The 13,484-nt window shown below is 60.3% G+C and carries 10 protein-coding genes and 1 pseudogene; 1 reads left to right on the top strand and 10 read right to left on the bottom strand.

All coding sequences use genetic code 11. The features are described 5' to 3' along the window. Positions 1–152: 152 nt before the first annotated feature. Positions 153–2,324, top strand: a complete 2,172-nt coding sequence (locus ACTAQJ_RS06630) for an amylo-alpha-1,6-glucosidase (RefSeq protein WP_498701490.1) — start codon at positions 153–155, stop codon at positions 2,322–2,324. On the opposite strand, the gene ACTAQJ_RS06625 is transcribed toward ACTAQJ_RS06630, so the two are convergent. From ACTAQJ_RS06625 to ACTAQJ_RS06580, 10 genes and pseudogenes are all read right to left on the bottom strand, one after another. Further along, complete coding sequence (locus tag ACTAQJ_RS06625; RefSeq protein ID WP_498701489.1) at positions 2,317–2,445, bottom strand: hypothetical protein; 129 nt, start codon at positions 2,443–2,445, stop codon at positions 2,317–2,319. The two genes, ACTAQJ_RS06630 and ACTAQJ_RS06625, sit on opposite strands and share 8 nt — an antisense overlap. A 1,539-nt stretch (positions 2,446–3,984) precedes the next feature. Next, positions 3,985–4,287, bottom strand: coding sequence for a hypothetical protein (locus ACTAQJ_RS06620; protein WP_441437372.1), 303 nt, complete (start codon positions 4,285–4,287; stop codon positions 3,985–3,987). Between the two features lie 88 nt (positions 4,288–4,375). Beyond that, positions 4,376–5,395 (bottom strand): acetylxylan esterase, encoded by a 1,020-nt coding sequence (locus ACTAQJ_RS06615; protein WP_442003118.1) that lies wholly within the window; start codon positions 5,393–5,395, stop codon positions 4,376–4,378. Next, positions 5,382–6,652 (bottom strand): annotated as a pseudogene (locus ACTAQJ_RS06610) (Gfo/Idh/MocA family protein). The gene ACTAQJ_RS06615 and the pseudogene ACTAQJ_RS06610 overlap by 14 nt, the downstream one beginning before the upstream one ends. Then, complete coding sequence (locus ACTAQJ_RS06605; protein WP_441437369.1) at positions 6,649–7,443, bottom strand: ThuA domain-containing protein; 795 nt, start codon at positions 7,441–7,443, stop codon at positions 6,649–6,651. The pseudogene ACTAQJ_RS06610 and the gene ACTAQJ_RS06605 overlap by 4 nt, the downstream one beginning before the upstream one ends. Then, positions 7,436–9,343, bottom strand: coding sequence for a beta-L-arabinofuranosidase domain-containing protein (locus ACTAQJ_RS06600; protein ID WP_441437368.1), 1,908 nt, complete (start codon positions 9,341–9,343; stop codon positions 7,436–7,438). The genes ACTAQJ_RS06605 and ACTAQJ_RS06600 overlap by 8 nt, the downstream gene beginning before the upstream one ends. A 75-nt stretch (positions 9,344–9,418) precedes the next feature. Then, positions 9,419–10,378 carry a glycoside hydrolase family 43 protein gene (locus ACTAQJ_RS06595; RefSeq protein WP_441437367.1) on the bottom strand — a complete coding sequence of 320 codons (960 nt, stop codon included), beginning with the start codon at positions 10,376–10,378 and terminating at the stop codon, positions 9,419–9,421. Between the two features lie 2 nt (positions 10,379–10,380). Beyond that, positions 10,381–11,292, bottom strand: coding sequence for a carbohydrate ABC transporter permease (locus ACTAQJ_RS06590; RefSeq protein ID WP_441437366.1), 912 nt, complete (start codon positions 11,290–11,292; stop codon positions 10,381–10,383). A 1-nt stretch (position 11,293) separates the two neighbouring features. After that, on the bottom strand, positions 11,294–12,169 hold the full coding sequence (locus ACTAQJ_RS06585; RefSeq protein ID WP_441437365.1) for a carbohydrate ABC transporter permease: 876 nt from the start codon (positions 12,167–12,169) through the stop codon (positions 11,294–11,296). Positions 12,170–12,238: 69 nt separating this feature from the next. Beyond that, entirely contained in the window at positions 12,239–13,471 is a 1,233-nt protein-coding gene (locus ACTAQJ_RS06580; RefSeq protein WP_477516068.1) for an ABC transporter substrate-binding protein, read from the bottom strand. Positions 13,472–13,484 lie beyond the last annotated feature (13 nt).

Here is a 13,484-nt window from a genome sequence, read left to right as displayed (position 1 = left end):
AATCGCCTGGTGGAGGTTTTGTGAGTCAACTCGCGGTCTGGTCCCGGAAGACAGAGAAGCGTAGCGTCTGATACGTCAATGAATAGGGTGGCCGCAGTCGGGCCGGAGCTCGCGTCAATGGCCGCATAAAAACCCTGTCGAAGGGATCGAACATGGTGGGATGGAATGCCGAAACTGCGGCAGGGTCTTTGGGGAGCGGGGCGGTCACATTAGTGGAAGGATCGTCCTTCTGCATCTCCTCTTCGAACGGAGACATCCTGCCGGGCTACCCTCAGGGAGTTTTTGTTCAGGACACGCGGATTCTGTCCAACTGGGGCCTGACTATCAACGGCCAATCGCTTGAGCCACTGTCAGCGGAGACGAAGGAACCCTACCGGGCACTTTTTATTGGCCGCGTTCCCCGTTCAGACGGCTATGCAGACAGCCCGCTAATTGTTGAGCGGCTACGCGAAGTAGGTGCTGGGCTCTTGGAGCAGATCACCGTTCGGAATTATTCGGCAAGTCCAGTCGAATGTCTGATCCGCCTCAGCGTTGAGGCTGATTTCGCCGATGTGTTCGAAGTGAAGGAAGCCAAGATCGAGAGGCGTTGGGACGAAAGTCGACGACCGAACAGTGATTCACTCACCATTCAGGCAGTCTGGGAGGAGGTCAGCAAAGGTGTTGTTATTACTGCCATTGGTGCTCAGGTGGAGCCGGGTGCTCTGACATACCGGACGGTGGTGGGACCAGCGAGCGAATGGAAAGCTGTACTGAGCGTAGTGCCGTCTGGTGACCGAGCCGATCATGTGGAACCGTTCATGCATCCGGACCTCCGCGGACCGTCACCCAGCGATCTGCGCCGCCGGGGGTGGGTGGCCAAAATCCCGGTGTTGCAGATGGGCAACCATTCCATCGAGCGGACCTTGCAACGCAGTTACGACGATTTGGGGGCCCTACAAATCGAGGATCCGGATCATCCGGAGCGTGTGGTCGTAGCCGCGGGGGCGCCATGGTTCATGGCATTGTTTGGCCGGGACTCGCTTTGGACGTCTCTAATGGCGCTTCCCGTTGACCCATCCCTGGCTTTGGGCACCCTGCAAACGCTAGCGGACCGCCAAGGCAGAGTGGTAGACCCCGTGACCGAGGAGGAGCCCGGCAAGATCCTCCACGAGGTCAGGCTTGATGTCTCCAGCGGGCTGGCTTTGGGTGGCAAGTCCGCCTACTACGGCAGCGTCGACGCGACGCCGCTGTTCGTGATGATGCTCGGGGCGGTGAGCCGCTGGGGGTTTTCCCCGGATACCACCGCTGCTCTGCTACCCCATGCCGACCGTGCGTTAGCTTGGATCCGGGACTACGGGGACAAAGACGGCGACGGATTCGTCGAGTACGCGCGCCTCAACGATCAGGGCCTAATCAACCAGGGTTGGAAGGATTCGTGGGATGGCATAAATTTTGCCGACGGTACCCTGGCGGAGCCGCCGATCGCTTTGTGCGAAGTGCAAGCTTATGTCTACGGCGCGTATGTTTCACGGGCCTGGATGGCGTACGACGTCGGTGACGAGTCGCTGGGGGCCGAACTCATGGGCCGAGCGGAGCGGCTAAAGAAACAGTTCAATGAGCAGTTCTGGCTGCCAGAGCGTGGCTACTACGCCATCGCACTGGACCGCGACAAGCGTCCGGTCGATGCGTGCGCGTCCAACATGGGTCACTGTCTTTGGTTTGGCATCGTCGATGACGACAAGGCGCCGCTGGTGGCTGAAAGACTAATGTCTCCAGAAATGTTCAGCGGTTGGGGAATCCGGACTCTGGCCAGCGACATGGGAGCCTATAACCCTGCGAGCTATCACAACGGTTCGGTCTGGCCCCATGACAACGCCATCATTGTCATGGGACTAGTACGTTACGGCTTCGTTGAGCAGGCGCAACGTATTGCCACCGCGTTGCTGGAGGGCGCCGAGTACTCCAACGGACGGCTGCCCGAGCTTTTCTGCGGCTTTGATAGGGGACAGGTGGCGCAGCCCGTGCCCTATCCCACTGCTTGTTCGCCGCAGGCATGGGCAGCAACTGCTCCAATCGCGCTGGTGACGAGCCTGATGAGATACGACGCGCACGTTTCCCGTGGCGGTCTGTGGCTGGATCCGGTGCTCCCGGAGTCCTTTGGCCAACTACATATCGCCAACGCCCCGACGGGCCGCGGACCAGTCACTATCGATGTCTTCGGGTCCGAATACACAGTGAGCGGACTGCCCGAGGGCTTGACGCTTTACCGTGGGCACCGGCCATGGATGACCGAGCTTGTGGATCAAGCCAGGCAGCACTCCAAACGGATGCCAGGGGCTAAGTAAGCGCAAGGAGCAGGTTCAGCGTGCCCACGAGGTTGTCGCGTTTGTACTTCAGGGTTTCGCGCTTGGAATCGCCGACGGCTTTGAGGCTGGCCCGGCCCATGAGCAACCAGTCCGGCGCCACGGCACTCGGAGTGACGCCTCGAATCCAAGAGAAGCCATTGGCGCTGTCGTGAATCGCTTTGCCTCCGATAGATGAACGTGGGCAACGGTCTGGCATGACAAGGTGGCGTTGCGATCAGTAGCCAGTAACCTTACGTAGGTGCGAGGTTCCTCATCATGGTCTTGTCTCGTCTTTCATGGGACGGGGCACTTCGTAGACGGCGTCTACGTTTGGCCAGCCGATCCCCGTGATGAGGCGCAGCGACGAAGCGAAATGACGACAAGCGCACCGAAAACTCCTAGCCGCCGGCGTCCCGATTGATTGCACGTCTTCGAAGCAATGCCTCATGCAAGCTTCGGGGGTCACACACTGGGGGATCTGGAATTACGAGCTGAAACATGCGGCTGGGTTCCTAGCTCCGGAGGCTTGTGCGGCTGAGAACTGCGGGAGCGCTGGGCCGGACGATGCATCCTTATAGGACCGACCTCCGCTGAACTCCACCTGGGCAAATCCTCACTCGATCCAGTGAACCCGCGGTTGGCTGACCAGCGCATCGGGCTTCCGATGTGGCACACGAGTTGCTGATCTCCGTCATGTACTTCAGGACGTGCGCGCCATGAAGGATATGAAAGGAGGTGAATCGATTTGATGGAAATTGCTGCGTTGTTGCCCATCGGGAACATGGTGCTTTCGCCCGAACTTTCATGGCCAGTTACGGCCTCGGGAGTGGTCGCGACAGGGCAAAAAAGAAGTGTGAACAATGTCCACACTTTCCGCCCCGGATTGGCCCGTACAGCCATCGGACTGGCCCGGATTCCGTATGTTTCCGCAACTTCCCAGAGTTCGCAAAGCCTGGAATCCCGTTCGAGTCCCACCTCGGGCACGGCATACCCCCTCGTCAGAGGGGGTATTTGCTTTAACGTGTGTACAAATTAGGTGGTCAGTTCCCTCTGACATTGACCGCGGGGTGTGCCTGGCGCCGCGGTTCGCCTGTTTTGTTGTGGGGGAGCGGGTTCAGGGTCGTGGCTGGTTGGCCCTCCGCGTGCTGTGAGCTGGGGTTATATGTTCCTCTCTTGGTTCGTTCGGTAGGTCGTGGTTGGCCTACACCTCTTCATGGGTAGGGGTACTGAGCGCGACATGACTTCGAGAGCCTGCGTCAAAGTTCTTCAGTTCTGGCTCATTGCCGGAGCGGAGAGCCTTAGCTGGGGACGGCTTTGTCAGGCCAAAGGGGGTGTGTACATTGTCCACACTTTAATCCGCTTTTTCGTAGCTGTTCGCAGCCATTTGCCTAGTCCTCCTTCGGCCCACATTCTGCTCATCGCATGCGCGTGCAATGACGACATGACGCCGGTCTTGAATTTCATTGCGTGCGCGGTTCCGTCGCTGAGCCGACCGAGGGCATTCAGGCCGGATTTATCCGTTTAGTCGATGCGGCACTACGAATGCAAGGGGGGCGGCGCGGGCTCTTAGTCGTTGGCAGGGGCTGTGGAGGTTTGCCGGATCACGCGCTTGACGGCCGAGCGTGCGGAAGCGGCCAGTCTGCCGATAAGTGCCCTGTCGTCAAGCTAAGGAAGAGGGGACCGTCAGGGGCGTTGATTTCTCAGACTCGCCTTGGAACTCGGCCGACAGGGAAACCCCGAGGACGAATGCGGCACCATCGAAGACGTTCGTTTCGACGACCGCGCCCAGGTTCGAGTCGGTGATAATGCGGACAAGCAGGATCACGAACACGACGGCGCTGAGGACCGCTACGATGTGGGAGAACTTATGGATGCAGCGGTAGCCGATGATCGCCAAGGTTGCCGACATGAGGGCAACGTCGAAGTACCCACGGGACACAGAGACCGGGAGCATTGACAGCACGCGGCGAGGTTCTTGATGAGGATTGCCGTCGAAAATGCACAAACCCACTAGTAGCAGGTTTGTCTTTTCAGCCGATTTGAACCGGGAGTTAGACTAGGAGCTGGCGGAGAAACAGAACCTGCTTTATCCAGTGGTGTTCCTGCCCTCCTTCATGGTTGTTGAACCTGTACACCTCCATCTCCTTCGTTGGGCCGGGACGGGACGCGTCAGAAGTGCCCGAGCCGTACGCGTTGAAGCTGGCGAAGACAGTAGAGGGCGGGCAGATGTCGTCACTTTGCGCTGCCGAGTAGAGCGCAGGCGCCGTAGCCCATCGTCCGAGGTTGACGCCGTCGAAATAGCGCAGGACGTCAAGTACTTGCTCATACCGGTCCCGATGACGGGCAAGGAAGGCGGCGATTTCCGGGTACGGGCCACGCGGGGCGATGTCGATAGCGCGCGGAAAATCCTGCAGGAACGGGACGTCGGGCAAAGCTGCCACGACGCCGTCGAGCCGACCGGCCACCAGCCCGGAGACAGCTACCACAATGCCGCCGCCCTGACTTCCGCCGGCGAGGACGACTCGTGCCGCATCCACCTCAGGGTGGGATTGTGCTGCCTCCACTGCCCGGAAGGCATCCGTGTACACCCGCCGGTAGTAGTAGTCTTCGCGGCTGCCGACGCCCCGGGTCATGAAGCCGGCATAACCCACGCCGCCAGCCGACGGATGGGGATCAGCAGTCTCACCCACAGCAAAACCGTAACCCTGGCCACGGGTGTCCATGATGAAATGCGCGTACCCCGCCTGCGCCCACCCTGTTTCCTGGTTCGCCAGTCCCCGCCCACCGGAGTAGCCGACGTAGTGGACCACCACAGGCAGCCTGGAACCTGAGTCCCTGGTGGCAGGGAGGTGCAGCCATCCCTTGATGGGTTCCCCACCGTACCCTGCGAAGGTCACGTCAAAGGTGTCGATCACAGAAAGGTAGTTCTCGACGGGCTCAAACCGGGCGTTCAGGGGGTAGGCTCTGGCATCCCCGATCGTGGCATCCCAGAATTCGCGAAGGTCTTCCGGCATCGTCACATCGGAGGTATAGCTGCGGAGCTGGGCCAACGGGAGGTCAAAAAGTGGCATCGCGTCCGATTCTGTTGTTTTCTGGAGGGGCTGGCTGGATCTGGCTTGGCATTTCCGTACCAGGAGCAGGTCCGAGGGCGGCTGCGGCGGAGAAGGCACCATCGATGGACCAGGAGTGGAGGACGGCGGCCACGTCCTGCCGCTTCTCGTCCCGGACAGCCTCTTCATAGGAACGTTCCAGTAGTGCGTCGATCTGCACCCGCCAGCCGGTGGCTGCGCTTTCGATGGCTGCTTCCACCATGGCCAGGCTGAGGATGTTCGCGTGAACCTGACCCATGGGCGGAGTTCCTGTTCGGAGCGCTGAAACGAACTCGTGCAAGGATCCGTGGACGTCCGGGCCCGGCTCCTCCACCACTCTCGGGCCCGGGTGAACGGGGGCATGCACCTGAACAGTATCCTCTACAGCAATGTCAGCAGCGGCGTCTGCGGGGGAGGATGGGGTCACGGTCGGGGGATTATCACCGTCCCACACGACAGTCCCGTTTTCGCCGCCGAGCCGCCAGGCTGCGTTCCAGGAGGTTTCCTGCCCGGGGCTGCACCAGCTTCCGTTGAACACGAACCGCTCGCCGCCGGACATTTCGAAGGACGCTACGGCTGCCGCGTCCCCTCGATACCAGCTCCAAGCAGGGTTGTATTCCTCGCAGAATACGGAGACGGGGTCCGCGTCCAGGAGGAAGCGCGCCATGTCGAACTGGTGGATGGCCATGTCCAGCAGTAGCGGGTGCTCCATCTGGTCGCGGTATCCGCCGAAATGCGGTGCCTTGAAGAAATCGGCGGACAGCGTGCCCAGCCGGCCGAGCCCGCCGGCGAGAGCCTTGCCGGCGAACAGGTCGCGGTTGTAGCGGCGGACTGGCTGACCATGAACAACTGGCCGGTGAGCTCGGCGGCAGCGACCAGGCTCAGGCCCTGAGCCACGGTGGACGCAACCGGCTTTTCGCCCAGCACGGGAAGCCCGGCGAAGAGCGCCTCGGCGGATACGGGGTGGTGGGCGGCCGGAACGGTGACGTTGATGACCGCCTGGGCGCCGACGTCGGACGCCAGTTGCGCTGTTCCCCTCCCCACTGGAAGGTCAGGTTTGCCGATCGAGGCGGCGCTGGCACGCGCGGCGTCCAGGTTAAGGTCAACGATGCCGCTGAGCTCCACGAGCGGCGAGGCCTCCACCGCCCCCAGCCAGGTGTGGCCCATGGCTCCGGCGCCGACCAGCAGCACTTTTAGCGGACCCCGATCGTCCTCAATTGTCGCGAACGGGCGGCTCATGCCGTGGTTTCCTCGTAGATCGCGGTGGCGCCCTTGTAGTCGGCGCCCTTGTAGAACTCATCGGTGTCATATTGCAGCAGTTCCGGAAGTTCCCGGCGCGACCGGTCGGTGAATGCCCACTGGACGGCGTTGGAGATGACCCGGCGGATGTCCTTGTGGTGATACACCGGGAAGTCCTGATCGCCGGGGCTGAAGTAGAAGATCTTGCCGTGGCCGCGTCGGAAAGTGCAGCCGGAGCGGAAGACTTCGCCGCCGCTGAACGAACTGATGAAGACCAGTTCCTCCGGCCCAGGGATGTCGAAGAATTCGCCGTACATTTCCTGCTCATCAATGATGATGGGGTGCGGAACGCCCTTGGCGATGGGGTGGGTGGGGTCCACGGTCCACACCAGCTCGCGGTCCTGCTCGCTCCGCCAGCGCAGGGTGCACGTGGTGCCCATGAGCTTGGTGAAGATCTTGGACCAGTGGCCTGAGTGGAGCACGATCAGCCCCATTCCCGAGAGCACGTGGCGGTGCACCCGCTCCACGATCTCGTCATCGACATCGGCGTGGGACATGTGCCCCCACCAGGTCAGGACGTCCGTGGTGGCCAGGACCTCTTCGGTAAGGCCGTGCTCCGGCTCGTCCAGGGTGGCGGTGCGGACGACGACGGCGGCACCCAGGTTCTCCTCGATACCCTCCTTCACTGCGCCGTGAATGCCGCGGGGGTAGAGTTTTGCCACCTGCTCGTGTTCCTGCTCATGCCGGTTTTCGTTCCAAACTGTGACCCGGATCGGGGTGCTTTTACTCATTGAAGCTCCTTGTACTTCTGTCATCGCCGGACTCCACGGGAAAGTAGACGGTGTAGTCGCCTTCAGTTAGGTCGGAAAGGGGTACGAATTGTATGTCAGGGGTGCGGATGGTGCGGTACGTGCCTGCATTCCACCAGTGATGCGTCCTGGTCTCATCCGGCGCGAGAATAGTGGTGGCGTCCCCGCCATGTGCGCGTTCGACTGGCACGCGCCGTGAGGTCAATCCAGCGAGAACATAGGGTCCGTCTTCGAAGGACAGTACGCCAGGGTTCTCGGGAGCCGGGATGGCGCGAACCCGGGTCGGGAATTCGACGCGTAGGAGATCTCCCGCCGACCAGTCGCGATCGACGAGAACCCACCCTTCTTCCTCGACGTAAGCAAGCTCATTCCCGTTGCAATACACGCGAAGTGGGGCACGGACCCAATCTGGTATTCGTAGTCGCAAGGTGAATCGCGTCGTTTGGTCTGGACGCACCTTGATATCGAAGACCATTCGGTCGGGGCGTTCGGTCGGCAGATCCGGCTCCAGACGTTGGATAGCGTTTAGACCGTCCAGGGTTTCAGTTTGTCCGAACACCACACCGTCGAGAGGATCCTGCTGAATCCGAATGGCGACGCTTGTGTCGGCGACATCGTCCCAACGTGTGTCCGAGGGTATGTATTGGCTGATGCGGAGACCATCCTCGTCCCGCTGCACGGCAGCCGTCGCGTGGTGAGAGTGCGCTTGCAGGAGGGTGCCGTGGCAGCACCAGAAGTCGTTGGTGCGCGAACCCCATTGTTTCTCACTGCCAGGCGCGAGGGGAAGAAAGTAGGTCACCATGCCTGTCCTCTGATTTTGCTGCGCAAAAATTCCGTTTACGAGGTTCCGTTCCCAGTAGTCCGCATAGCTCTTTTCGCCCGTCCAGCTATACAAGGTTTGCGCCAAACGCATCATGTTGTAAACAGTGCAATGCTCCTGCACGCGGTGCAAACGCGAAAGTACAATTTTCGAAGGTTGCCAGACCTCTCCCGATGTAGACCCACCCGTACAGTAAGTGCCACGGGAAGTAACGGCCTGAAACCAAAACGCTTCGACGATGTCACGCCAGCGCCGGTCTCCCGTAACCTCCCACGCTCGGGCAGCGCCCAGTATTTCAGGGATTTGCGTATTGGCGTGCCTGTTGGTCAACACGTCCTCACCGCTGAGCAGACGATCGAAGAAGCGTGGGCGGTCGTAGCGGCTCATCAACACTGAGTATTTATTCTCGCCCGTTTCGCCGTAGAGATTCGCCCAAATCTCCAGCATCCCCCCGGTCTCCACATCCAGAACATCGTCAAGCTGCCCGCGGCTCAAATGATCCGTCCACTGCACGAACCAATCAGCGAAGTTCGTGAGCAGCTTCAGCGCTGCGGCGCTGCCTCCGATCGCGTACATGTCCCACAGCCCCATGAGGATCTTGTGAACCGTATATTGGGGTGCCCACACCTCCTGACCCTGCACAACCCGGTCCATATATCCGCGCGGAATCCCAGCCACCCACTGACCGCCATTCGCCTCCTGGCATCTGACCAGCTCTTTGACAATGTGGTTGGCTCGCGCTCGTACTTCCTCGTCGTGTGTTGACAGGTAGGCTGCGGCCGACAACCAGTGACCGAGGATATGTCCGCGAAGGTCACTCGTGGGCGATTCCCATCCCCAGTGCCAGTTTTCGGGGCCGTCGGCTGCAGTTTCTCCGACAGTTGTCCCTACAGAGCCGGAGTATCGCCACAACCCCGCCTCCATGCGATAGGGGCGAAGTAAGTTCTCAGCGGTGAGACTCATCAAATATTCGCGATTCACCTGTGCTCTGGACAGCGCGGGACCCTCAAGTAGTTCAGCATCACGAGGTCCTACGAAGCCAACGGAAATTCTCTGATTCACAAGATCTCCCGATCAGTTCAAAAAAGGACACTAAGGAAAGGTCGCCCGGCTAAGCCACTGAGGCGATTGTTTTGTTTAGTTGGAATAGTCGTCATTTGGAGCTGGGACCCGGTAGATCCCGTTGGTTTCGGCCACGCATCGGATCGTAAGCCTCTCAAAGGTCAGTTCATTGGGCTGGTGAAACACCAGAAAGCGGCTATTTCGTGTTGTGAGCAGCATTGCGTGTCCGCCATCAGATCCAACGAGGGGTTGCGATTCGTGCACCCAAGGTCCGGTGATGAGTCCGGTGGAGCTGCGGGCCACTCCGACTGAATAGCCTCCTTCGCCGCCGCTGGACCAGAGGAGTGCAAGCCCCGCGTCATCGTGGATCACGAAGGGACCATCAGTGATGAACGCGATGTCGTCGTAACCCGTTTCCTCATTGCGAAAGGGTCGTGTCCAGGGCGCCTCGGAGGCCGTGAACAGGAGAATCGGATCCCCTCTCGAGGTTCGCAAGTCGTCACTGAGACGCTGCGCATAAATTGCGCCATCCCCTGCCTGAAGCCATTCATGACAGAAGACCAGCCATGGCGCACCGGAGCGATCCTGGTACAGGGTGCCATCAAGACACATCCATCCACTCGGTGTGACAGGTCCGTCACTCCATGGTTGGAACAGCCCATCTGGGGCTGCTGCTGCCAGCACCTGGGTGCCGCGGCGGCCCGCGCGGTCGGCGAAGGTCGCAAACATCCACCATGTGCCGTTGTAGTAATGCACTTCTGGCGCCCAAAATTGGGTCTCGCCCCAGAATCCAGGACCCGGACGAAAGGCAGGGAAGGGTCCACTCCACTGCTCGAGGTCATCGCTCTCGTAACGGTCGAACCCGGCCCCCGGCCCGTGCCAGGGGCTCGGATCCGTCGTCCCGAAGAGCAGGTAGCGGTCCTCGTACTCCACGATGTACGGGTCTCGGATGCGCAATTCGGACCGTTCGATCGTGGCGTGGCGTGGGTTCGTTGTTTGGAGAGCGGTTGCCTGTTGTAAGTTGTTGTTCGCCATTGTCAGGACTTCACGGCACCCATCGTGAGTCCGCTTACGATTTGCCGTTGCAAGAAGGCAAACACGATGAGTAGGGGCGCGACGCCGAGCAACGCGGCGGGGAAGAGCAAACTCGGGTCCAGGGTGTAGCTGCCAACAAGGGAGTAGGCATTCACCATCACCGTTTTCAACGATGGATCCTGCACGAAGACCAGCGGAATGAGCAGGTCATTCCAGACACTGAGAGTCAGGAACGTGGCAAGGGTCGCAGTGACGGGTCGGAGGAGAGGGAACAGCACAACGAAGAACGTGCGCACCGGTCCCGATCCATCGATCGCGGCCGCTTCCTCCAGCTCGATCGGAATCTGTCGGAAGAACGACGTGTAGAAGAAGATCGCGACCGGAAGGTTGATGGCGGTGTAGGCGAGAATGATTCCCGCGTAGCTGTTCAGAAGGCCAACGTCTCGAAGCAAGAGGTATAGCGGTGCGATTAGTACAAAGATCGGGACCGTCGAGCCCGCAAGGAAGAGGCGGTACACCCACGTCGTCCACGAACGGGTGATACGTGCAAGCGGGTACGCGGCAAGCGCTCCGACGATGATGGTCAAGATCAACGCGCCCGCCAAGACAATGGTCGAACTGAGCACCCCCTGGGTGTAGTTCATCTTCGAATAGGCGTTCGTGATGTTATCGATCGTCAGGCTCGTCGGCCAGCCCAGCGGATCGTTGATCACGTCGGAAGGCGGGCGCAAGGATGTCACGACTGTGTAGGCGAACGGGACGAAGATCAGGATGACGGACATGGCCAGGATCACGTCGCCGACCAGCGATAGGGGCCCGCGCCGACGTCGTGCCCCGGCTCGACGTTCCGCTCGACGTTCCCCTCGGAATGCTGTCGGGGGTGTTGGAGCTGCGGTGATCGTTGTGTTCTCCATGTTAGATTCGCTCCTCGCGACGTCGAAGAAGGGATTGGGTGGCCCCGGCAAACAGCACGACGACAACCAGAAGCAGGACGGCAATGGTCGTGCCATAGGCGAAACTTCCCTGTCCTCCGAAGATCTTTTGGAAGATCAGCATGGTCAGGGTCGTGGTTGAACCGGCTGGCCCACCGTTCGTCATCACGAAGGGGAGTTCGAAAACTTTGAGCGACCCCAGAAGGGAAAGGGTGACGCTTACGGTCGTGGCCGGGGCGAGAAGCGGCCACTCGACCGAGACAAATCTGCGCCAGCCTGTCGCTCCATCCACGCTCGATGCGTCGAGGAGTTCGGCCGGGAGGTTCATGTACCCGGCTAAAAAGATGGCAGCTGAATAGCCCGAAAACATCCAAATGTTGACCAGCGCGATCGCCCAGAGTGCCGTTGACGGATCGCCGAGCCACACATGTGTGAGCGTGTTCAAACCCAGCGATTTAAGGAGGGAGTTGACAGCTCCGTCTGGTGCCAGAAGCGAGTTCCAGACGAACGCGGCCATCACGGCTGACATGAGAGTGGGAACGAGAATGATTGTGCTGCCCAGCTGGCGGACGCGCGGGCGCATGAACAGAGCCCTGGCCAGGACCAGACCGATCGCATTCTGTGCGATGACCACCACGACCGCATACGCCACCGTGACGCCCAGTGCTCGTATGACGTCGCCGTCCTTTGCCATGGCGGCGTAATTCGCCGCTCCGACGAAGTCGCCGGCATTGCCAATCTTGCTGTCCGTGACGCTCAACACGAGCCCCTGCACCAGCGGGTACACAATAATGGCGAAGTACAACGCCAGGGCGGGGGCCATGAAAGCGACGGCTACGAGCGGTCTGCGGTGGATCATCGAAATTCCTTCAATTGAACTGAACGGCAGGGGCCGAGCTGGATGCCACACGGCCCCTGCCGCCGTTGCCTACTTCTTGGGCTTGAGCTTCTCGTCGAGGTTCTTGACCGTCTGATCGATGCTCTGCTGACCAAGCCAGAGGGCCTGGATCTGCTCCTGCAATGTCTTCTCGCCCGCGGCATCCGCCCACGTGTTGGAAGGAAGGATGCGGTACCTTCCCTCGTTCACCGCCGCAACGAAGGCCTTTGTCGCGGCTCCGGACGGGTTCTCGCCGTTGGTGAACGGCGACACTGCATTCTCGGCCTCCAGATAAGGAGAGGCGTTCTTGCTCTCAGACCAGAACTCGACATACTTCTCTGCCGCCGACTTGACCTTCGACTTGGCATTGACGCTGAACATCGTCCCGACAAACAGGTTCGCGTTCGAATCGGCCTTGCTGGTCGCCGGCCACGGGATCAACGAGTCATCCAGCCCGGCCTTCGTGAACGCTGACTGGTTCCACGCGCCCTGCACATAGAATGCGCTCTTGCCCGCCTGGAAGTCAGAGATCCCAGTGCTCCACTCATCAACGCCAAGCTCGCTCTTGAAATCAACAAACCCCTTCGACTGCAGATCCATCAGTTGCTGCAGCGACGACTTCCACGTAGAGAAAGACGCCTTTCCTTGCACGAAGTCCGCGTCGAACGTCGGGTTGTCTTTGTACACGAGCGTGGCAGCAATGGCGTTGATCGCCGCGTCTCCCGTCCACCCGCCCTTGTTGGGCAAGGAAATTGGAGTGATGCCGGCGTCCTTCGCCTTCTGAAGGGCCGCCTCGAACTCGGGCCACGTCGCGGGCGTCGACGTGATTCCTGCCTTCTGCAGCAGGGCGTTGTTGGCGAACAGCGAAATGCCAATAACCTCCATCGGCATCGCATAGGTCTTACCCTCGTTCTCAACGAACGGCTTGATCTCCTTGCGCACCCCGCCCACCCAGGGCTGCGACGACAGATCCTCGAGGTATCCCGAGGATCCCCAGTCCTGAACCTTGGCCGAGTCGGTCATGATGACGTCGGCGGTGTTTCCGGCGAGAAGTTCGGACTGCACACGCTGGGGATATGCAGCTGACGGGATGAATTCGTACTTGAGCGAAATATCAGGATTCGCCTTCTCGAAGGCGGCGTTGATTTCTTTCACGTTCGCCGGCTCGGCGTCGCCGCCTTTCCAGCCATACACCTTCAGGACAGTCTTGTCGCCGGTTCCGCTTGCGCCAGTCGACGAGCAACCCGTCATCAGGAGCGCGGACAGGGCGAGAACAGCTCCCACGACCAGGCGTCCG

It is taken from the genome of Arthrobacter sp. alpha11c (assembly GCF_054149985.1).
This window is presented reverse-complemented; position numbering and strand designations above follow the sequence as displayed.

Coding starts and splice junctions, on each gene's coding strand:
- ACTAQJ_RS06590 (WP_441437366.1), bottom strand. CDS start 11,292: ATGGAGAACACAACGATCACCGCAGCTCCAACACCCCCGACAGCATTC.
- ACTAQJ_RS06630 (WP_498701490.1), top strand. CDS start 153: ATGGTGGGATGGAATGCCGAAACTGCGGCAGGGTCTTTGGGGAGCGGG.
- ACTAQJ_RS06585 (WP_441437365.1), bottom strand. CDS start 12,169: ATGATCCACCGCAGACCGCTCGTAGCCGTCGCTTTCATGGCCCCCGCC.
- ACTAQJ_RS06615 (WP_442003118.1), bottom strand. CDS start 5,395: ATGCCACTTTTTGACCTCCCGTTGGCCCAGCTCCGCAGCTATACCTCC.
- ACTAQJ_RS06595 (WP_441437367.1), bottom strand. CDS start 10,378: ATGGCGAACAACAACTTACAACAGGCAACCGCTCTCCAAACAACGAAC.
- ACTAQJ_RS06605 (WP_441437369.1), bottom strand. CDS start 7,443: ATGAGTAAAAGCACCCCGATCCGGGTCACAGTTTGGAACGAAAACCGG.